The organism is Streptococcus marimammalium DSM 18627 (assembly GCF_000380045.1).
Classification (GTDB): domain Bacteria; phylum Bacillota; class Bacilli; order Lactobacillales; family Streptococcaceae; genus Streptococcus; species Streptococcus marimammalium.
On sequence record NZ_KB904340.1, the window covers coordinates 37,276 to 57,819 of the forward strand.

The 20,544-nt window shown below is 33.2% G+C and carries 18 protein-coding genes; 15 read left to right on the top strand and 3 right to left on the bottom strand.

The genetic code is table 11. The annotated features are described in order from the left end of the window. Positions 1 to 2 precede the first annotated feature (2 nt). The 4 genes from phoU to A3I1_RS0101710 all read left to right on the top strand — a co-directional run bounded on the left by phoU (position 3) and on the right by A3I1_RS0101710 (position 5,368). Positions 3 to 656: a phosphate signaling complex protein PhoU gene (phoU, locus tag A3I1_RS0101695; protein WP_018369591.1), complete on the top strand. Its 654-nt coding sequence runs from the start codon at positions 3 to 5 to the stop codon at positions 654 to 656. A 43-nt stretch (positions 657 to 699) separates the two neighbouring features. Continuing rightward, a complete protein-coding gene (locus A3I1_RS0101700) occupies positions 700 to 3,246 on the top strand; it encodes a M1 family metallopeptidase (RefSeq protein ID WP_018369592.1) in 2,547 nt (848 codons plus the stop codon). A 159-nt stretch (positions 3,247 to 3,405) separates the two neighbouring features. Then, positions 3,406 to 4,080, top strand: a complete 675-nt coding sequence (locus tag A3I1_RS0101705; protein WP_018369593.1) for a response regulator transcription factor — start codon at positions 3,406 to 3,408, stop codon at positions 4,078 to 4,080. Beyond that, complete coding sequence (locus A3I1_RS0101710) at positions 4,070 to 5,368, top strand: sensor histidine kinase (RefSeq protein WP_018369594.1); 1,299 nt, start codon at positions 4,070 to 4,072, stop codon at positions 5,366 to 5,368. Before A3I1_RS0101705 ends, A3I1_RS0101710 begins: the two co-directional genes overlap by 11 nt. A gap of 22 nt (positions 5,369 to 5,390) precedes the next feature. Here A3I1_RS0101710 and rpsT read toward each other — a convergent pair whose 3' ends face one another. Further along, positions 5,391 to 5,627, bottom strand: coding sequence for a 30S ribosomal protein S20 (rpsT, locus tag A3I1_RS0101715; RefSeq protein ID WP_018369595.1), 237 nt, complete (start codon positions 5,625 to 5,627; stop codon positions 5,391 to 5,393). 67 nt (positions 5,628 to 5,694) lie between these two features. Continuing rightward, the gene (gene coaA, locus A3I1_RS0101720; RefSeq protein WP_018369596.1) at positions 5,695 to 6,615 is read right to left on the bottom strand and encodes a type I pantothenate kinase; all 921 of its coding nucleotides are present in this window, start codon (positions 6,613 to 6,615) and stop codon (positions 5,695 to 5,697) included. A gap of 171 nt (positions 6,616 to 6,786) precedes the next feature. Here coaA and A3I1_RS0101725 point away from each other — a divergent pair, with 171 nt between their 5' ends. The 9 genes from A3I1_RS0101725 to nox all read left to right on the top strand — a co-directional run bounded on the left by A3I1_RS0101725 (position 6,787) and on the right by nox (position 16,097). Beyond that, complete coding sequence (locus tag A3I1_RS0101725) at positions 6,787 to 7,410, top strand: class I SAM-dependent methyltransferase (protein ID WP_018369597.1); 624 nt, start codon at positions 6,787 to 6,789, stop codon at positions 7,408 to 7,410. Then, positions 7,397 to 8,674, top strand: a complete 1,278-nt coding sequence (locus A3I1_RS0101730; RefSeq protein WP_018369598.1) for a pyrimidine-nucleoside phosphorylase — start codon at positions 7,397 to 7,399, stop codon at positions 8,672 to 8,674. Before A3I1_RS0101725 ends, A3I1_RS0101730 begins: the two co-directional genes overlap by 14 nt. Before the next feature lie 26 nt (positions 8,675 to 8,700). Beyond that, positions 8,701 to 9,363, top strand: coding sequence for a deoxyribose-phosphate aldolase (deoC, locus tag A3I1_RS0101735; protein WP_018369599.1), 663 nt, complete (start codon positions 8,701 to 8,703; stop codon positions 9,361 to 9,363). Further along, the gene (locus tag A3I1_RS0101740) at positions 9,350 to 9,739 is read left to right on the top strand and encodes a cytidine deaminase (RefSeq protein ID WP_018369600.1); all 390 of its coding nucleotides are present in this window, start codon (positions 9,350 to 9,352) and stop codon (positions 9,737 to 9,739) included. Before deoC ends, A3I1_RS0101740 begins: the two co-directional genes overlap by 14 nt. 85 nt (positions 9,740 to 9,824) lie before the next feature. Continuing rightward, the gene (locus tag A3I1_RS0101745; RefSeq protein ID WP_018369601.1) at positions 9,825 to 10,886 is read left to right on the top strand and encodes a BMP family lipoprotein; all 1,062 of its coding nucleotides are present in this window, start codon (positions 9,825 to 9,827) and stop codon (positions 10,884 to 10,886) included. 132 nt (positions 10,887 to 11,018) lie between these two features. Beyond that, on the top strand, positions 11,019 to 12,551 hold the full coding sequence (locus A3I1_RS0101750) for an ABC transporter ATP-binding protein (protein ID WP_018369602.1): 1,533 nt from the start codon (positions 11,019 to 11,021) through the stop codon (positions 12,549 to 12,551). Further along, positions 12,544 to 13,617, top strand: coding sequence for an ABC transporter permease (locus tag A3I1_RS0101755; RefSeq protein ID WP_018369603.1), 1,074 nt, complete (start codon positions 12,544 to 12,546; stop codon positions 13,615 to 13,617). Before A3I1_RS0101750 ends, A3I1_RS0101755 begins: the two co-directional genes overlap by 8 nt. Position 13,618: 1 nt before the next feature. Continuing rightward, positions 13,619 to 14,575 carry an ABC transporter permease gene (locus tag A3I1_RS0101760; RefSeq protein WP_018369604.1) on the top strand — a complete coding sequence of 319 codons (957 nt, stop codon included), beginning with the start codon at positions 13,619 to 13,621 and terminating at the stop codon, positions 14,573 to 14,575. Positions 14,576 to 14,726: 151 nt separating this feature from the next. Further along, positions 14,727 to 16,097 carry a H2O-forming NADH oxidase gene (gene nox, locus A3I1_RS0101765; RefSeq protein ID WP_018369605.1) on the top strand — a complete coding sequence of 457 codons (1,371 nt, stop codon included), beginning with the start codon at positions 14,727 to 14,729 and terminating at the stop codon, positions 16,095 to 16,097. A gap of 70 nt (positions 16,098 to 16,167) precedes the next feature. Here nox and A3I1_RS0101770 read toward each other — a convergent pair whose 3' ends face one another. Continuing rightward, on the bottom strand, positions 16,168 to 17,151 hold the full coding sequence (locus A3I1_RS0101770; RefSeq protein ID WP_018369606.1) for an L-lactate dehydrogenase: 984 nt from the start codon (positions 17,149 to 17,151) through the stop codon (positions 16,168 to 16,170). Between the two features lie 186 nt (positions 17,152 to 17,337). Between A3I1_RS0101770 and gyrA the strand changes: the two genes are divergently transcribed. Next, positions 17,338 to 19,809, top strand: coding sequence for a DNA gyrase subunit A (gene gyrA / locus A3I1_RS0101775; RefSeq protein ID WP_018369607.1), 2,472 nt, complete (start codon positions 17,338 to 17,340; stop codon positions 19,807 to 19,809). Continuing rightward, positions 19,802 to 20,542, top strand: coding sequence for a class A sortase (locus A3I1_RS0101780; protein WP_018369608.1), 741 nt, complete (start codon positions 19,802 to 19,804; stop codon positions 20,540 to 20,542). The genes gyrA and A3I1_RS0101780 overlap by 8 nt, the downstream gene beginning before the upstream one ends. Positions 20,543 to 20,544: the final 2 nt, after the last annotated feature.

Here is a 20,544-nt window from a genome sequence, read left to right on the forward strand (position 1 = left end):
AAATGTTTAGAACACAATTTGAAGAAGAATTAGAAAAACTACATAACCAATTTTATGCTATGGGAACTGAAGTCCTATCTCAAATTGGTAAAACTGTTCGTGCTTTTGTTAGTCATGATGCTGAACTTGCTCAAGAAATCATTGAAGAAGATAAGGTAGTAAATGATTATGAAATAAAGCTCGAAAAAAAATCTTTGGAAATTATTGCACTTCAACAGCCAGTGTCACAAGATTTAAGAATGGTAATTACTGTCTTAAAAGCAAGCAGTGATGTTGAGCGAATTGGAGATCATGCAGTTTCAATGGCAAAAGCTACTATTAGAACTAAGGGGCAATTGAGGCTCGATAGTGTTGAAAGTGAAATTAATGAATTAGGTCGTCAAGTTAAAATAATGGTAGAAGCCGCTTTAAATGCTTATATTAAAAGAGATGAAAAAAAGGCTATAGAAGTAGCAAGTATGGATAAACAAATTGATGAGGACACTAAGAGAATTCGAACGTTAACCCTAGAAGAAATCAAAAATCAACCTGATGCTCTTTTGTCAGGTAAGGAATATTTTCAAGTTCTAGTTGACCTTGAAAGAATTGCTGATTACGCCACAAATCTTTGTGAGTGGGTTGTTTATTTAAAAACAGGCAAAATTATAGAATTATGATATAATATGATAAGAAAATTTTTTATTTATTTAAAGGAGATTTATGAAAACTGTTGAACATTTTGTAGAAAAATTTGTCCCTGAAAACTATAATATTTTTCTTGATATTGATAGAGAAAAAAAACAATTTCAAGGGAATGTTGCTATTAATGGTGAAGCATTGCAACACCACATTTCACTGCATCAAAAAGATCTAACTATTAAGTCAGTATTATTAGACAATAAAGCACTTAGTTTTACAATGGATGATGCTAATGAAGCTGTTCATGTTGAATTACCTGAAACTGGTGTCATGACGCTTGTTATTGAGTTTTCAGGAAAAATTACTGATAACATGACTGGTATTTATCCTTCTTATTATACGGTTGATGGTGTTAAAAAAGAGGTTATCTCTACCCAATTTGAAAGTCACTTTGCGCGTGAAGCTTTCCCAAGCATTGATGAACCTGAAGCAAAAGCAACTTTTGATTTATCCATTAAATTTGACCAAGCTAATGATGAAATAGTTTTATCAAACATGCCTGAAATAAATGTTGAACTTAGAAAAGAAACTGGCGTTTGGATTTTTGAAACCACTCCAAGAATGTCATCATACTTATTAGCATTTGCATTAGGTGATTTACAAGGTAAAAAAACAGAAACTAAAAATGGTACTAAGGTTGGAGTTTTTGCTACTAAAGCACATTCAGATAAATCGTTGGATTTTGCACTGGATATAGCGGTTAGAACCATTGAGTTTTATGAAGATTATTTTGGCGTAAAATACCCAATTCCTCATTCTTATCACGTGGCGTTACCAGATTTTTCATCTGGAGCTATGGAAAATTGGGGTTTAATCACTTATCGAGAACTCCTTCTTTTAGTTGACGAAAACTCTACTGTTTCAAGCCGTCAACAGGTGGCTTTAGTTATTGCTCATGAAGTAGCTCACCAATGGTTTGGTAACCTTGTGACGATGAAATGGTGGGATGACTTATGGCTTAATGAAAGTTTTGCCAATATGATGGAGTATGTTGCTATTGATAGCATTGAACCAACATGGAACATTTTGGAAGACTTCCAAACAAGTGGTGTTCCGTACGCTCTTAAACGCGATGCAACTGATGGTGTTCAATCTGTACACGTTGCAGTTAACCATCCAGATGAAATTAATACCTTATTTGATCCAGCAATCGTTTATGCTAAAGGAAGCCGATTAATGCACATGCTTCGAAGATGGTTGGGTGATAAAGCTTTTGCTACAGGGCTTGCAGCATACTTTGAAAAACATCAATACAGCAATACTATTGGTCGTGATTTATGGAATGCTTTATCAAAAACATCTGGTAAGGATGTTGCTAATTTTATGGATGCTTGGTTAGAACAACCTGGTTATCCAGTTGTAACTGCTGAAGTAGTCGATGATACTTTAATTTTGACCCAAAAACAGTTCTTTATTGGTAGTCATGAGGATAAAGATCGCCTATGGCAAGTACCATTGAATAGCAATTGGGAAGGTATTCCTGATACACTTACTGAACGTGTGATGGAAATTCCAAATTATAGCCAATTACTTGATAAAAATCATGAACCTTTACGTTTTAACACTGAAAATACTGCTCACTACATTATTAATTACAAAGGAGAGTTGTTAGATAATCTTATTTCTGACATTCATAGTCTTGATAATGTTTCTAAATTGCAATTATTACAAGATCGTAAACTACTTGCTGAGAGTGGTGAAATCTCTTATGCTGATCTAGTAGTTTTAATTGCTGGTTTGTCTAATGAAACTTCTTATTTAGTAACTGCTGCAATTTCATCAATCATAGCTAGTCTTAAACGTTTTCTTGACACCGATAGTCCTGAAGAAGTACAATTTAAGCAATTAGTGAAGAAAATCTATCAATCAAATTATGACCGCCTTGGCTTTGAAAAACAAGCTGGTGAATCAGACGAAGATGAAATGGTTCGCGAATTAACTTTATCTTCAATGATTTATTCTGATGATTTAGCAGTTTCTCAAAAAGCAAATAGTATTTTTGAAGCTTACAAAAACAATTTAGAAGCCATTCCAGCTGCTATTCGTGCCAATGTTTTAGTTAATCAAGTCAAGACCGCTGAGACACCTGAGTTAGTTTCTCTTTTATTGAAACTTTATCCAGAAACAAATGATTCTAACTTTAGAAGACAATTAGCAAGTGCTTTATCAAACACAAAAAATAAAGAAACTATCACAACTGTTTTAGGCATTCTTAAAGACAAAGATATTGTTAAACCACAAGATTTAGCTATGAGTTGGTACGCACCGTTTCTTTCTCAAAATGAGACACAGGAAGATTTTTGGACTTGGTCACGTGATAATTGGGACTGGATCAAGAAAACCCTTGGTGGTGATATGAGCTTTGATAAATTCGTTATTTATCCAGCATCATTCTTTAAAACACCAGAAAAACTTAAAGAGTATAAAGAATTCTTTGAACCTCAATTGTCTGATATGGCGATTAGCCGTAATATTTCAATGGGGATTAATGAGATTGAAGCTCGCGTTTCATTAATTGAAAAAGAAAAAGAAGCTGTTCTTAATGCTATCACAAAAGTAATGGAATAATATCTTTTACATCAAATAACTAAAAAACTTGCTCATAATGAGCAAGTTTTTTAGTTATAGTTAAGAAAAGAGAGATAAAATAAAAGAAAATCCATTCATTTTTTATTGGATGATGGGATTTTAGTCTTGTCATGTTATAATACTTAAAGAGGTAGTAAAATGATTAAAATATTATTAGTAGAAGATGATTTAAGCTTGTCAAACTCAGTTTTTGATTTTTTAGATGATTTTGCGAATGTTACCCAAGTTTTTGATGGTGATGAAGGTCTTTTTGAAGCCGAAAGTGGTATTTATGATTTAATTTTATTAGACCTAATGCTTCCTGAAAAAAATGGCTTTCAAGTTTTAAAAGAATTACGTGAGAAAGCTACTAATACACCTGTTCTAATCATGACAGCAAAAGAAAGTCTTGATGATAAAGGACTGGGCTTTGAACTGGGGGCAGATGATTATTTAACCAAACCTTTCTATCTAGAAGAATTAAAAATGAGGATTCAAGCTCTTTTAAAACGATCTGGAAAAATAAGTGATAAACAACTCTCCTATTCTGATTTAAAAGTTGATACAAAGACCAATAGGGTTTATTATAAAGGAGAAGAAGTGGATCTTCTTGGCAAAGAATTTGATATTTTGGTTTACTTTTTACAAAATCAAAATGTGATTTTACCTAAAAGTCAGATTTTTGATCGGATCTGGGGTTTTGACAGTGATACGACAATCTCTGTTGTTGAAGTCTATGTCTCAAAAGTGAGAAAAAAATTAAAAGATAGCCAGTTTGCCAACAATCTTCAAACCTTGAGAAATGTGGGGTACATCCTAAAAAATGCTGACTAAATTAAAAAAACATTTTAAAACGGATAATTTTAGTTATTTTATTCATTTTTTTGCTGTTTTTACAGGCATTTTTATCGTCATGACGATTATCATTTTACAAGTAATGAGATTTGGAATTTATTCCTCAATTGATAGCAGTCTTCAATCGGCAAAGGAAAACATTGATCGCTATGTTTATCTCAGTATGACCAAAACCATTAGTGGGATTCCTCAAGATTTTTTTATCAATGATGACAATCCGATTGAGCGACAAATGATTGCTAATACTGACATCATTATTTACGATAATGAGGGTCACATTTTAAATGATATTGATGTATTTTCTAATCTTCAAAATGTCTATTTAAAAAAAGATGAAATAGGTAATATTGTTTCATTAAAAACCAAAAATATTGTGGGCGATGAAGAACTTTATCGCATTGTTACTCTAAATATTAGTAGTTATGATTATCCTTCTGTTGCCTATGCTACGGTTGTTATAAACACAACTCAATTAGAAGAAATTAGTCAACGTTATGTTAGAATTATTGTAACAATAATGATTATTTTTTGGCTTATCTCAGTTGCAACAAGTCTTTACTTAGCTAAATGGAGCAGTCAGTCATTGAGAGAAAACTATGAAAAACAAAAATCTTTTGTTGAAAATGCTAGTCATGAATTAAGAACACCACTTTCAGTCTTACAAAATCGCTTAGAAAATCTTTTAAGAAAACCTAATGCTACTATATTAGAAAGCACTGAAAACCTAGCATTGAGTCTTGATGAAGTTAGGAACATGCGGATTTTGACAACCAATCTATTACATTTAGCTAGACGTGATGAAGGAATTAAACCTAAAATTGATGATATTTCCCCAAAGTTTTTTGACATTCTCTTTTATAACTACAAAACTATTGCTGAAGAAAATAATCGAAGGTTTAAAGGGACTAACTACCTGAAACAGAATTTTAAGTCTGATGAAGCTCTATTAAAACAACTGATAACGATTTTATTTGATAATGCTATTAAATATACTGAGGAATCTGGTGAAATTAGTGTTGAAGTAGTGACTCAAGACAAGCAACTTATTATTCGTGTTTTTGATAATGGTATTGGTATTAAAGATGACAGTAAACTAAAAATTTTTGATCGTTTTTATCGTGTTGATAAGGCAAGGACAAGGCAAAAAGGAGGATTTGGTTTAGGTTTATCATTAGCAAAACAATTAGCAATTGTATTAAAAGCAAAAATATTAGTCAAAGATAATATCCCTAAAGGAAGTATTTTTGAAATTATAATGAACAAATAAAAAAACCTGATTAACAGGTTTTTTATTTTGCTAATTTTGTGTAAAGACGAGCTTTATCACGACTTGCTTTGTTTTTATGAATTAATCCTTTAGATTTTGCTTTATCAATGCTAGAACTTGCTGCCTTGTAAAGTTCTTCAGTTGGATTTGCTTCAAATGCTTTAATCTTTGTACGCATTGCTGACTTTTGAGCTGCATTTCTTTCATTTTGTTTTGAAGTAAGTGCAGCACGTTTGCCCGCTGATTTGATATTTGCCAATATTTTCACCTCCATTTATACTAACTATCATATTATATAGAAAAATCTGATTTTTGACAAGTCTTTCTTATTTTTTAAGATAAATTTCATCAATAAGGTGATTTTTTGATTTGTGTAAAATGAGTTCAGCTCGATTTCTTGTAGGCTCAATGTAGTTTTCCAAATTGTACAGGTTGGTATTTTTCCAAACTTTTTTAGCAAAGGTGGTTAATTCTTCAAGTGACATTTTTGCAAAACGGTTATAATAATTATTTTCATCCTTTTTTGCCATTTCCGTTAAACTATAAAAGCGTTCAAGATACCACTTTTCTATATGGTTACTATCAGCATCAATATAAATTGAGAAATCAAAATAATCACTCATGTAAAGACGGTTGTTTTGTTGATTTTGAAAAACATTAATTCCCTCAACAATTAAAAAATCTGGTTTTTTAATAAGCTGCAATTGATTAGGAACAATATCATAAGTTTCATGAGAATAAACTGGAATTTCAACATCATGACCGTTTTTAATACTATCTAAAAAGTTTAACAAAAGCTCCATATTGTAACTTTCAGGGAACCCTTTTTTATTGAGAATTTTTTTCTCTCTTAAAATGGCATTAGGATATAAAAAACCGTCTGTTGTTACCATATCCACACGACTATTTTTAAACGTTCTTGTTAATAAAAGCTTTAACAATCTACTTGTGGTTGATTTACCAACTGCTACACTACCTGATATACCAATGATAAAGGGGCGCTCTTTGATGGTTTTTTGTAGAAAAATACTTTTAGAAAATGTTAAATTTTCTTGAGAATTTTTATAAATTTTAATCAAATTAATCAGTGGGAGATAAACATCAACCACATCTTGCATACTGATTTGGTCATTCAAACTTTTAATTGAGGTTAATTCTGACTGCGTTAAAAGAGGGGCATCTTTTTTGTGCAATTGTTGCCAATTTTGTCGTGAAACTTTTTCGAAATTAATAAATTCATTTTTCATATTATACTCCTTTGTGCATTATACCATTTTATATTGAAAATTGAAATTTAACTGAAACAATAAAATTGTCTTTTTCAATTTTTTACTAACATATCTATTTTGAAAAACAACTGAATTGATAGTAAAAAAGGCTTTATTGAAAACCATTATAGATTGTGATAGACTTATAGTATGAATAGAAAAGATGATAGTTTAAAGACAACCATGTATTTTTCTGAAAATCCAGAAAGTCAACATGATATTAAAGAAATAGAAACTTACCTTTTAGGAAAAGTTTTTTATTTTCAAACTGATTCAGGTGTTTTTAGTAAAAATAAGATTGATTTTGGTAGTCAAACTTTAATTAATTATGCTGACTTTGAGGCTAATAAAACGCTTTTGGATATTGGTTGTGGATATGGTCCGATTGGAATTAGTCTTGCTAAAGTAAAAAAAATTATTCCAACTATGATTGATATTAACAACAGAGCGTTGGAATTAGCTAAAAAAAATGCGCAAAATAACCATGTTGAGGCAAACATTTTTCACTCATACCTCTATGATCAAGTTAAGGATAGGTTTGACTATATTGTTAGCAATCCTCCCATCAGAGCTGGAAAAGAAGTTGTCCATGAGATTATTTCTAAAAGCATTAATCATTTGAATGAAAATGGCAGTTTGACCATTGTTATTCAAAAAAAGCAAGGTGCACCAAGTGCAAAAAATAAAATGCAAGCAATTTTTGGTAATGTCACTGTTTTAAAAAAAGAAAAAGGGTATTATATTTTAAGGAGCTTTAAAGATGAGAACGGTTGATTTAATTCAAAAAAAGCGTGATGGAAAAGAACTTTCTACAAGAGAAATTGAGTGGCTTATTTCTGGTTATGCCAATGGTGATATTCCGGATTATCAAATATCTGCTTTAGCTATGGCTATTTATTTTACTGGGATGTCAAAAAGAGAAACACGTGATTTAACGATGAGTATGCTAGCTACTGGAGAACAAATTAATTTATCTGACATCAAAGGGATTAAAGTAGATAAGCACTCAACCGGCGGTGTAGGTGATAAGGTTACTTTAATTTTAGCACCACTAGTAGCTAGTTTTGGTGTACCTGTTGCTAAAATGAGTGGTAAAGGTCTTGGGCATACAGGGGGAACTCTTGATAAATTAGAAGCTATTAAAGGCTTTCAAATTGAAAGAACCCAAGAAGAATTTATTAAACAAGTCCAAGAAATTAATCTTTCAGTTATTGGGCAGTCTGATACACTTGTTCGCGCTGATAAACTACTATATGCTCTTAGAGACGTGACAGCAACTGTTGATATTATTCCTTTAATTGCTAGCTCAGTAATGAGTAAAAAAATAGCCTCTGGAGCTGATAGTATATTGCTAGATGTTACTGTTGGTGATGGTGCTTTTATGAAAACTATTGAAGATGCTATCAAATTATCTGAAACAATGGTTGCTCTAGGTAAAGCTGTTGGGAAACAAACTGTTGCAGTTATTACTAATATGAGCCAGCCACTTGGTCGAGCTATTGGTAATCGTTTAGAAGTTTTAGAGGCGATTGAAATCATGCAAGGAAAAGGTCGTGAAGATATCACACATTTTATTTGTGAATTAGCACAAATCATGCTTGAACTTGCTGGTAAAAATGTTGATTTGATTGAGATTAAAAACCACCTAATAGATGGTCAAGCGCTTAAAAAGTTTGAAGAATTTATTGCCTATCAAGGTGGTGATTTGAAGGATCTTCATCGCCCTTCTTCAGCACAATTTATTACAGAAATCCTTTCAGATGAAACAGGTATTATTCAAGAATTACCAGCTTTAGAATTTGGTCTTTTTGCTATGAGATTGGGAGCTGGAAGAGCTGTCAAATCAGATACACTTGATTATGAAACAGGTATTGTTTTTGAGAAAAAGGTTGGTGATAAGATTGAAAAAGGAACATCAATTGCAAAAATTTATTCAAATAAAAAAATAGAGCCAAAAATGATTACAGAATTCAAAAAAAATGTTAAAATAGGTGATGAAAGCGTTGACTCGAAAGAAATATTAAAAATTATTGTCTAACGAGTCAGAAAGGATTTTAAAAAATAATGGAAATTAATGGATATATTGATCACACACTCTTAAAAGCTGAAAGTACAGAGAAACAAATTAATCAATTAATTGAGGAAGCAAAACAGTATCAATTTGCAAGTGTCTGTGTCAATCCAAGTCATGTCAAACATGCATCAGAAAAGTTAAAAGATAGTCCTGTTAAAGTATGTACAGTAGTTGGATTTCCTTTAGGTGCTACAACAAGTGCTACAAAAGCATTTGAAACAAAAGAAGCTATTTCAAATGGTGCAGATGAGATTGATATGGTTATCAATATTGGTCAATTGAAATCAGGAAATCTTGACTTTGTTGAAAAAGATATTAGAAGTGTAGTAAAAGCCAGTGATGACAAACTGGTTAAAGTTATTATCGAAACTGCTCTATTGACAGATGATGAAAAAGTTACTGCTTGTCAAGTTGCTGTTAAAGCAGGAGCTGATTTTGTTAAAACGTCTACTGGTTTTTCAACTGGAGGTGCGACAGTTCCTGATATTGCTTTAATGCGAGAAACTGTTGGACCAGATATTGGTGTTAAAGCTGCTGGAGGTGCTCGTTCTTACGAAGATGCTCAAGCATTTATTAAAGCAGGGGCGACTCGTATTGGTACTTCTGCTGGTGTGGCAATTGTGGAAGGAAAAACAGTTAATGGCGGATACTAATTTAATGATGTTAGCAAAAACTGCTAGCAAAAACGCCTATGTTCCTTACTCAAAATTTCCAGTCGGTGCAGCACTTAAAACCAAAAAAGGTGATGTTTTCTTAGGATGTAACATTGAGAATGCTAGCTTTGGTCTTAGCAATTGTGCTGAACGAACAGCTATCTTTAAAGCTGTTTCAGAAGGTGAAAAAGACTTCTCTGAAATTGCAATATATGGTGAAACAAAAGAGCCAATCTCACCTTGTGGTGCCTGTCGTCAAGTAATGGCGGAGTTTTTTGAACAAGGCTGCAAAGTGACATTGATTGCTAAAAATGGTCAGACGGTCGAGATGACGGTCGGGGAATTACTTCCATATTCTTTTACAGATTTATCATAATCTGTAACATTTCTGCTTAAACCATGTGGTTTAAGAAACTAGCAACAGAATGTTGCAATAAAAAATTTTAGGAGGGTTCATTTTTATGAACAAGAAAATTGTTGGCGTTGGTTTGGCTACTGTTGCCGTTTTAGGACTTGCAGCATGCTCAAATCGCAATTCATCAGATTCATCAAAAAATTCTAACAAAGATGAGTCACAACTTAATGTTGCGATGGTGACAGATACTGGTGGTGTTGATGATAAATCATTTAACCAATCAGCTTGGGAAGGGTTACAAGCTTGGGGAGATGAAAATGGTCTTTCTAAAGGAAAAGGTTTTGATTATTTCCAATCTACAAATGAGTCAGAATATGCAACAAATTTAGATTCTGCTGTTAGTGGAAAATATGGATTGATTTTCGGTATTGGTTTTGCTTTACGTGATGCTGTTGAAAAAGCTGCAACTGACTATACTGATACTAACTTCGTTATTATTGATGATGTTATCGAAGGTCTTGATAACGTAGCAAGTGTTACATTTGCTGATCATGAAGCAGCATACCTTGCTGGTATTGCAGCTGCTAAAGCAACAAAAACTAAGAATGTTGGTTTTGTAGGTGGTATGGAAGGCACAGTTATCACCCGTTTTGAAAAAGGATTTGAAGCTGGTGTTAAATCTGTAGACCCGACAATTAAAATCACTGTTAACTATGCAGGTTCATTTGCTGACGCTGCTAAAGGTAAAACAATTGCTGCTGCTCAATATGCAGGTGGCGCAGATGTTATTTACCAAGCTGCTGGTGGAACTGGTGCAGGTGTCTTCAATGAAGCAAAAGCAATTAATGAAACACGTGATGAGAGTGAAAAAGTTTGGGTTATTGGTGTAGACCGTGACCAAAAAGAAGAAGGTAACTACACTTCTAAAGATGGTAAAGAATCGAACTTTGTTTTAGCATCAACTCTTAAACAAGTTGGTAATGCTCTTAAATTAATTTCTACTGATACACAAAAAGGTAACTTCCCTGGTGGGAAATTAACTGTTTACGGTCTTAAAGACGGTGGTGTAGATCTTGCTACAACAAACCTTTCTGATGACGCTGTAAAAGATATTAAAGAAGCTAAAGAAAGAATTATCTCTGGTGATATTGTTGTCCCAGAAAAATAATAAATGTCTGAAAGAGCGATCTTAATCGGTCGCTTTTTCTAACTCTGAGATAGTTTATATCTCAGTAAAGCTTGTCAGTTTTGACAAGCTTTTCTGAAATATAAAGCCAATGAAGAAAGGATAATTGTTGCCATGACAGAACATGTCATTGAAATGAGAGAAATTACCAAAGTTTTTGGTGATTTTGTGGCAAATGACCATATCAATCTCAATGTCAAAAAGGCCGAGATTCATGCTCTTCTTGGAGAAAATGGTGCTGGTAAGTCAACTTTGATGAATATGCTTGCTGGATTGTTGCTCCCAACAAGTGGTGAAATTTTACTTAATGGTCAAGTTGTTAACATCGATTCTCCAACAGTATCTTCTCGTTTAGGAATTGGGATGGTTCATCAACATTTTATGTTGGTGGATGCCTTTACTGTTGCTGAAAATATTATTTTAGGTAATGAAATTGTAAAAAATGGTTTTCTTGATATGAAAAAAGCTATTGAGGAAATCAAATCTTTGTCTGAAAAATATGGACTTGCAATTGATCCTACTGCAAAAATATCTGATATTTCGGTGGGAGCACAACAACGTGTTGAAATTTTAAAAACATTATATCGAGGTGCTGATATCCTTATTTTTGATGAACCTACTGCTGTATTAACACCATCAGAAATTCAAGAACTTATGACGATTATGAGAAATTTGACAAAAGAAGGCAAGTCTATTATTCTGATTACGCATAAGTTAGATGAGATTAGAGCAGTTGCAGATCGTGTTACAGTTATAAGGCGTGGTAAAAGCATTCAAACAGTTGAGGTTGCTGGTGCAACATCACAAGACTTAGCTGAAATGATGGTTGGTCGTTCTGTTTCCTTTAAAACTGAAAAAACCCCTTCTAAACCAACAGAAGTCATTTTGTCCATTAAAGATCTCGTGGTTAATGAAAATAGAGGAATACCTGCTGTTAAAGGATTATCTCTTGATGTTAGACGGGGTGAAATTGTTGGTATAGCTGGAATTGATGGAAATGGACAAAGTGAGTTGATTCAAGCTATTACTGGTTTAAGAAGAGCTAAATCTGGAAGAATTACAATTAAAGACATTGATGTGACAAAATTTCATTCTCGTAAAATAACGGAATTAAGTGTTGGTCATGTGCCAGAAGATAGACACCGAGATGGTTTAATTTTAGAGATGAGTTTGGCAGAAAATACTGCTCTTCAAACTTATTACAAAGAACCTATGAGTAAAAATGGTGTTCTAAACTATAATGAAATTAATAGCTATGCTCGTCATTTAATGGAAGAATTTGATGTTCGTGGAGCTAATGAACTTGTTCCTGCAAAAGGGTTTTCCGGTGGTAACCAACAAAAAGCGATTATCGCAAGAGAAGTTGATAGAAATCCAGATTTATTGATTGTTAGCCAACCAACTCGAGGTCTTGATGTGGGTGCAATTGAATACATTCATAATCGTCTGATTCAAGAACGTGATAAAGGAAAAGCAGTCTTAGTGGTTAGTTTTGAACTTGATGAGATTATAAATCTTTCTGATAGAATCGCAGTTATTCATGACGGTAAAATACAAGGGATTGTTCTTCCAGAAGAAACAAACAAACAAGAACTTGGCATTCTAATGGCTGGTGGAACAGTTGAAAAGGAGGAAACTCATGTCTAAAAGGACACAGCAAATTGCCGTTCCTTTAATATCCGTATTATTTGGGTTACTTTTAGGAGCGATTGCAATGCTTATATTTGGTTATGATCCTATTTGGGGATATGAGGGTCTATTCCAAACTGCTTTTGGTAGTGTTCGTAATATTGGTGAAATTTTACGTTCTATGGCGCCACTTATTTTAATTGCCCTAGGTTTTACAGTCGCTAGTCGTGCTGGATTTTTCAATATCGGATTATCAGGACAAGCAATGGCTGGTTGGTTCATTTCTGGTTGGTTTGCTTTGATGAATCCTGACATGCCTAGACCATTAATGATTTTAATGACTATCATTATTGGTTTAGTAGTTGGTGGTTTTGTAGGTGCCATTCCTGGTATTTTAAGAGCCTATTTAGGGACTAGTGAAGTAATTGTGACCATTATGATGAATTACATTATCTTGTATATTGGTAATTCTCTTGTTCAAAATGTTTTTGATGATAGTATTAAAAGAAGTATTGATTCAACGCTACAAGTAAGTAGTAATGCTTCTTATCGTTCAGAATTTCTTTCTGCTTTAACCAATAATTCTCGCATTAATATTGGTATCTTCTTTGCCATTATTGCAATTGTGGTGATTTGGTTTCTTCTTAACAAAACAACCCTAGGTTTTGAAATTAGATCAGTTGGGCTTAATCCTTTTGCTAGTGAGTATGCCGGCATGGCTTCAAAAAGAACTATTATTTTATCAATGATTATTTCTGGTGCCTTAGCAGGACTAGGAGGAGTTGTGGAAGGACTTGGAACGTTTGAAAATGTCTTTGTTCAAGGAAGTTCTCTATCAGTTGGTTTTGATGGAATGGCTGTTAGCCTACTTGCTGCCAACTCACCTATTGGTATCTTTTTTGCCTCATTCTTATTTGGTGTTTTAAATGTTGGAGCTCCTGGAATGAATGCTGCAGGTATTCCACCTGAAGTGATTAAAGTTGTGACTGCTTCTATCATTTTCTTTGTTGGAGCTCACTATATTATTGATCGCTTTATTAAAACTAAAAAATCAGCTAAAAAAATAGCGAAAGGAGGAAACTAGTATGAATTTGGTGACTACGCTATCTCTATTAATTTCTTCCATGTTGATTTATGCTACACCTTTGATTTTAACTAGTATTGGTGGTGCTTTCTCAGAGCGTTCGGGAGTTGTAAACGTTGGTTTAGAAGGAATTATGGTTATTGGTGCTTTTTCAGGAGTTATTTTTAACTTAGAATTTGCTAATAGTTTTGGTAATGCTACACCTTGGTTGAGTGTTTTAGTTGGAGGTATTGTGGGAATGGTATTTTCATTACTACATGCTCTAGCAACAATTAATTTTAGAGCTAATCATATTGTTAGTGGAACAGTATTAAATCTGTTAGCACCATCACTTACTATTTTTCTTGTCAAAGTTTTTTATGGTAAAGGGCAAACCGATAATATAACTGAATCTTTCGGAAAATTTAATTTTCCCGTTTTATCTGATATTCCAATTATCGGTCAAATTTTCTTTAAAAATACTTCTTTGGTTGCCTATTTAGCAATTATCCTTTCTTTTATTACCTGGTATATTTTATATAAAACAAGATTTGGTTTACGTCTTAGATCAGTTGGTGAACATCCTCAAGCAGCAGATACTTTAGGAGTTAATGTTTATCAGATGAAATATTTTGGAGTCATGATTTCTGGTTTTCTTGGTGGTATGGGAGGAGCCATTTATGCTCAATCTATTTCTGTTAACTTTTCTTCGACAACTATTCTAGGACCAGGATTTATTGCTTTAGCTGCAATGATTTTTGGGAAGTGGAACCCAATTGGTGCTATGCTTTCAAGCCTCTTTTTTGGACTTTCTCAAAGTCTAGCAGTAATTGGAAGCCAATTAGAATTTTTATCAAAAATACCAACAGTTTACCTTCAAATTGCACCGTATGTAATAACAGTAATTGTTTTGGCTATTTTCTTTGGTAAAGCAGTTGGTCCAAAAGCTAATGGTATTAATTACATTAAATCAAAATAAAAATTAGTGTAAAATAACAAAAGTGATATTATAAAAATATCACTTTTTAATTATTTGATATTGAAATCAATTGAAAGCGTATAAAACTTATGTTATACTTGAATAACAAATCATAAAATTTTATGATTAATAATTAAAAAGAGGTAACTATATGAGTAAAATTGTTGTAGTTGGAGCAAACCATGCTGGTACATCTGCTATTAAAGCAATGTTGAGTAATTATGGTGATGAAAATGAAATTGTTGTTTTTGACCAAAATTCAAACATCTCATTTTTAGGATGTGGTATGGCATTATGGATTGGTAAGCAAATTTCAAAACCTGATGGCCTTTTTTATTCTAATAAAGAAGAGTTAGAAAATGCTGGTGCTAAGGTTTATATGAACTCTCCAGTTGAATTTATTGATTACGATAAAAAAGAGGTTCATGTGCTTCTTGAAGGTAAAACAAAGCATGTTGAATCTTATGAAAAATTAATTTTAGCTACTGGAGCAGAACCAATCATTCCACCGATTAAGGGTGTAGCTCTTCAAGAAAATACTCTTGAATTTAAAGCAACTCTTGAAAATGTTCAGTTTGTTAAATTGTACCAAAATTCTGCAGAAGTTATTGAGAAATTAAAAGGTAAAGATATTGAGCGAGTAGCAGTTGTAGGAGCTGGTTATATTGGAGTTGAGCTAGCAGAAGCTTTTGAGCGTCTCAACAAGAAAGTGGTTCTTATTGATGTTGCTGAATCTTGTTTAGGTGGATACTATGATCATGATTTAACTGAAATGATGAGAAAAAATTTAGAAGATCATGGAATTGAATTAGCCTTTGGGCAAACGGTAGTTGCAGTTGAGGGTGAAAACAAAGTAGAACGTGTTATTACTGATAAAGATAGCTTTGATGTTGATATGGTAATTATGGCTGTTGGTTTCCGTCCTAACACAAGTCTTGGAAATGGCAAAATTGATTTATTTAGAAACGGTGCTTTTCTTGTTAATAAAAAACAAGAGACTAGCATTCCTGATGTTTATGCTATTGGAGACTGTGCAACAGTTTATGATAATTCATTAAATGATGTTAATTACATTGCTTTAGCATCAAATGCTGTACGTTCTGGTCTTGTTGCAGCACATAATGCTTGTGGTCATGAAATTGAATCAGTTGGGGTTCAAGGATCAAACGGAATTTCTATTTACGATCTTAAAATGGTTTCAACTGGATTAACTCTTGAAAAAGCAAAACGTGCTGGTTATAATGCTACTGTTACTGAGTTTAGTGATTTACAAAAAGCTGTTTTTATGGAAAATGACAATTATAAGGTTACTTTAAAAATTGTTTATGATAAAGATAGCCGTGTTATTTTAGGAGCGCAAATGGCTTCTAAAGAAGACATGTCAATGGGTATTCATATGTTCTCATTAGCTATTCAAGAGAAAGTTACTATTGATCGTTTAGCTCTTTTAGATATTTTCTTCTTACCACATTTTAATCAGCCATATAACTATATCACTATGGCTGCTTTAACAGCAAAATAATCTATTGAAAGTTAATTTTTTGAGATTAATTTCGAAATAAAAAACCTCCATCTTATTGGAGGTTTTTTGGTTAATTTTTAGCAGCACTTGCAAATTCTTCTTTTTGAAAAGCTTCATCGATAATATCTTTTAATTGTTTAGCAGATGCTTGCATTTGTTGTAATTCTCTATCATTTAAAGGTATATTGACAGGTCTAACAATACCATTAGCACCGATAATAGCTGGTTGACCAATAAAGACGTTTTCAACACCTTCATATTGACCTTGCTGAAAAACTGAGAGTGGTAATACGGCATTTTCATCATCAAGAATGGCTTTAGTAATACGTGCTAGAGCAACTGCAATTCCATAAAAAGTTGCTCCTTTTTTGTTAATAATTGAGTAAGCAGCATCTCTAACAGAAATAAAGAGGTCAACTAGTCCTTGTTCATCAATATCTCGATTATCTTGTAGCCATTGTTCGAGTTTTACTCCTGCAACATTAGCATGTGACCAAACTGCAAACTCAGAATCTCCATGTTCTCCCATAATATAGGCATGAACAGATCTAGCATCAATCCCAATTGTGTGAGCAAGTGCTTGACGGAATCTAGCAGAATCAAGAGAAGTCCCAGAACCAATAACACGTTCTTTAGGGAAACCAGAAAATTTCCAAGTAGAGTATGTTAAAATATCCACAGGATTAGCAGCTACTAGAAAAATTCCCTTAAAGCCAGAATTAACTATTTTAGTAACAACTTCTTTATTGATACGAAGATTTTTTTCAACTAAGTCAAGACGTGTTTCACCAGGTTTTTGCGGTGCTCCAGCAGTAAGAACTACAAGATCAGCGTCGTGAGCGTCTTCATAGTTTGCGGAGTATATTTTTTTTGGTGAGGTAAACGCAAGAGCATGACTCAAATCCTCAGCGTCCCCTTGTGTTTTTTCTTGGTAAATATCAATGATACCAAGTTCTTGAGCAATGCCTTGATTAACTAATGCAAAAGCATAAGATGAGCCAACAGCACCATCACCAACAAGAATAACTTTTTTACGTTGCTTTGATGAAATCATTATAAAAAATCTCCTTAATATTTTTACTATGTGATTACAGGTATATTTTAGCACTTTATAACTTTTTTGTCATGAATTTTAGGTAAAAAATGAAAAATGTTTTCAGAAAGCGGTACCAAAAATGATAAAATAAGCAATTTATGGTATAATGATAAAGACTTTTAACAATGGAAAGAGGCATTTCTAATGCAAGATAAAAATCTAATAAATGTTAATTTAACCAGTGAAATGAAAAATAGCTTCATTGATTATGCTATGAGTGTCATCGTGGCAAGAGCTCTTCCGGATGTTCGTGATGGTTTAAAACCTGTTCATCGCCGTATTTTATATGGTATGAATGAACTTGGTGTTACTCCTGAAAAACCTCATAAAAAATCTGCGCGTATAACTGGTGACGTTATGGGTAAATATCACCCTCACGGAGATTCTTCCATTTACGAAGCAATGGTTAGAATGGCACAGTGGTGGAGCTATCGCCACCTTTTAGTGGATGGTCATGGTAATTTTGGCTCAATGGATGGTGACGGTGCGGCAGCACAACGTTATACTGAGGCTCGCATGAGTAAGATTGCTATAGAAATGCTTCGAGACATCAATAAAAATACAGTAGACTTTATAGATAACTATGATGGTAGTGAAAGAGAGCCAGTTGTGCTACCAGCACGTTTTCCAAACCTTTTAGTTAATGGAGCAACTGGTATTGCAGTTGGTATGGCAACTAATATTCCTCCTCATAATCTTGGTGAAACTATTGAAGCTGTTAAACTAGTTATGGATAATCCAGAAGTAACGACTAAAGAATTAATGGGAGTTATTCCAGGTCCAGATTTTCCAACAGGTGCTTTGGTTATGGGTCGAAGTGGGATTCATAAAGCCTATGAAACAGGTCGTGGTTCCATTGTTTTACGTGCAAAAACTGAAATTGAAACTCTAAAATCTGGTCGAGAACGTATTATTGTAACAGAATTTCCTTATATGGTTAATAAGACAAAAATTCATGAGCATATTGTTAAACTTGCTCAAGAAAAACGTATTGATGGTATTACTGCCGTTCGTGATGAGTCTAACAGAGAAGGTGTGCGTTTTGTCATTGAAGTAAGACGTGATACAAGTGCTAATGTGATTTTGAACAATTTATTTAAATTAACTAGCCTTCAAACTAACTTTAGTTTTAATATGTTAGCAATTGAAAACGGTGTTCCAAAGATTTTATCACTGCGTAGGATTCTTGATAACTATATCGATCATCAAAAAGAAGTTGTTGTTCGAAGAACCCGATTTGACAAAGATAAGGCTGAATCAAAAGCTCATATCCTTGAAGGATTACTAATTGCTTTAGATCACATTGATGAAGTGATTAAAGTGATTAGAAATAGCGAAACAGATGCCATAGCTAAGGAAGAATTAATTAGTCGTTTTAACTTGTCAGAGCGCCAAAGTGTTGCAATTTTAGATATGCGTTTGCGTCGTTTAACAGGTTTAGAACGTGATAAAATTCAAAAAGAATTTGATGATTTACTTAATTTTATTGCTGATTTAACAGATATTCTAAACAAGCCTCATCGCATTTTAACAATCATTAAAGAGGAATTAAATGAAATTAAGCGTAAGTATGATGATAAACGTCGTACAGAACTAATGGTTGGTGAAATTCTTAGTCTTGAAGATGAAGATCTAATTGAAGAAGCTGATGTTTTGATTACTCTTTCTAACAAGGGATATATTAAACGTCTTTCTCAGGATGAATTTCGTTCTCAGCGTCGTGGTGGTCGTGGAGTGCAAGGAACTGGTGTTAATGATGATGATTTTGTGAAAGAATTAATTTCGACCAGTACCCATGATACAATGCTCTTTTTCACAAATTATGGGCGTGTTTATCGATTAAAAGGTTATGAAATTCCAGAGTATGGCAGAACTGCTAAAGGTCTACCTGCCGTTAACTTGCTAAAACTTGATGATAATGAAAGAATTCAAACAATTATCAATGTAAAACTTGATGACTTTAAAGATAAATTTTTATTCTTTGTTACACGATACGGTATGATTAAACGTGTTAGTGTATCAGCTTTTAAAAATATTAGAAAAAACGGTCTTATAGCTTTGAACCTTAAAGAAAATGATCAGTTAATCAATGTCTTACTCACTGATGGGACAAGTGATATTATTATGGGAACACAAAAAGGTTACTCAGTTCGTTTTAAAGAAACTGATTCTAGAAGTATGGGAAGAAGTGCTACAGGGGTTAAAGGAATTAATCTAAGAAAGGGAGATGTTGTTGTTGGTGCATCTTCTATAGATGATGAGCAAGAAGTTCTTATTATTACCGAAAAAGGCTATGGAAAAAGAACAAGTGCAAGAGAATATGCGACCAAACATCGTGGCGGTAAAGGAATGAAGACGGCTAATATTACCGAAAAAAATGGAATTTTAGCTGGTTTGACTACTGTTAATGGTGATGAGGATATTGTTATCATTACTGATACAGGTGTTATCATCAGAACAAGTATCAATAGTATTTCTCAAACTGGACGTGCCACTCAAGGTGTTAAAGTCATGCGTCTTGATAATAATGCTAAAATCATGACATTTGCTTTAGTTAATCCTGAAGAAAATAATGACACTTTAGAAGAAGGAAATGAGGCTTTAACGAATGAATAAAAAGAAAAAGCATTCTACTTTTAAAAGTATCGTACTGAACACTTTTGTTTTTCTTCTACTTTTAATTGGTCTAGCACTTATTTTTAATAAATCTATTAGAAACACATTAATTGCATGGAATACCAATAAATATCAGGTTACTAAGGTCACTAAAAAAGATATTGATAAAAATAAAAGTGCTAAATCAACTTTTAAATTTGAAGATGTTGAGTCATTAAATGTAGAAGCAGTTCTTAGTGCTCAGATGAGTGCACAGGACTTACCAGTTATTGGTGGGATCGCAATTCCAGAACTAGAACTTAATCTACCAATCTTTAAAGGGTTAGACAATGTCGCATTAAGTTATGGTGCAGGAACCATGAAGGAAAATCAAGTGATGGGTCAAGGTAATTATGCACTTGCTAGTCATCATGTATTTGGTCTAACTGGATCATCACAAATGCTCTTTTCTCCTTTAGATAATGCCAAAGAAGGGATGAAGATCTATTTGACAGATAAGGAAAAAGTTTATGTCTATAACATTAATATGGTAGAGCAAGTGACTCCAGATAGGGTAGATGTAGTTTATGATGTTGAAGGAAAAAATCTAATTACTCTGGTTACTTGTACTGATGCTGAGGCAACTTATCGTACCATTGTTTATGGTGAGCTAACAGAGGAAATAGCATTTGATAAGGCTGATAAATCAATTTTAAAAGCATTTGAAAAACAGTACAATCAAATCTCGTTATAAAT

Excerpts from the sequence above, each read along its gene's own strand:
- nox (WP_018369605.1), top strand. The coding sequence starts at position 14,727 with ATGAGTAAAATTGTTGTAGTTGGAGCAAACCATGCTGGTACATCTGCT.
- A3I1_RS0101750 (WP_018369602.1), top strand. The coding sequence starts at position 11,019 with ATGACAGAACATGTCATTGAAATGAGAGAAATTACCAAAGTTTTTGGT.
- phoU (WP_018369591.1), top strand. The coding sequence starts at position 3 with ATGTTTAGAACACAATTTGAAGAAGAATTAGAAAAACTACATAACCAA.
- A3I1_RS0101725 (WP_018369597.1), top strand. The coding sequence starts at position 6,787 with ATGAATAGAAAAGATGATAGTTTAAAGACAACCATGTATTTTTCTGAA.
- coaA (WP_018369596.1), bottom strand. The coding sequence starts at position 6,615 with ATGAAAAATGAATTTATTAATTTCGAAAAAGTTTCACGACAAAATTGG.
- A3I1_RS0101705 (WP_018369593.1), top strand. The coding sequence starts at position 3,406 with ATGATTAAAATATTATTAGTAGAAGATGATTTAAGCTTGTCAAACTCA.
- A3I1_RS0101760 (WP_018369604.1), top strand. The coding sequence starts at position 13,619 with ATGAATTTGGTGACTACGCTATCTCTATTAATTTCTTCCATGTTGATT.
- A3I1_RS0101710 (WP_018369594.1), top strand. The coding sequence starts at position 4,070 with ATGCTGACTAAATTAAAAAAACATTTTAAAACGGATAATTTTAGTTAT.
- gyrA (WP_018369607.1), top strand. The coding sequence starts at position 17,338 with ATGCAAGATAAAAATCTAATAAATGTTAATTTAACCAGTGAAATGAAA.
- deoC (WP_018369599.1), top strand. The coding sequence starts at position 8,701 with ATGGAAATTAATGGATATATTGATCACACACTCTTAAAAGCTGAAAGT.
- A3I1_RS0101745 (WP_018369601.1), top strand. The coding sequence starts at position 9,825 with ATGAACAAGAAAATTGTTGGCGTTGGTTTGGCTACTGTTGCCGTTTTA.
- A3I1_RS0101730 (WP_018369598.1), top strand. The coding sequence starts at position 7,397 with ATGAGAACGGTTGATTTAATTCAAAAAAAGCGTGATGGAAAAGAACTT.
- A3I1_RS0101740 (WP_018369600.1), top strand. The coding sequence starts at position 9,350 with ATGGCGGATACTAATTTAATGATGTTAGCAAAAACTGCTAGCAAAAAC.
- A3I1_RS0101770 (WP_018369606.1), bottom strand. The coding sequence starts at position 17,151 with ATGATTTCATCAAAGCAACGTAAAAAAGTTATTCTTGTTGGTGATGGT.
- A3I1_RS0101755 (WP_018369603.1), top strand. The coding sequence starts at position 12,544 with ATGTCTAAAAGGACACAGCAAATTGCCGTTCCTTTAATATCCGTATTA.
- A3I1_RS0101700 (WP_018369592.1), top strand. The coding sequence starts at position 700 with ATGAAAACTGTTGAACATTTTGTAGAAAAATTTGTCCCTGAAAACTAT.
- A3I1_RS0101780 (WP_018369608.1), top strand. The coding sequence starts at position 19,802 with ATGAATAAAAAGAAAAAGCATTCTACTTTTAAAAGTATCGTACTGAAC.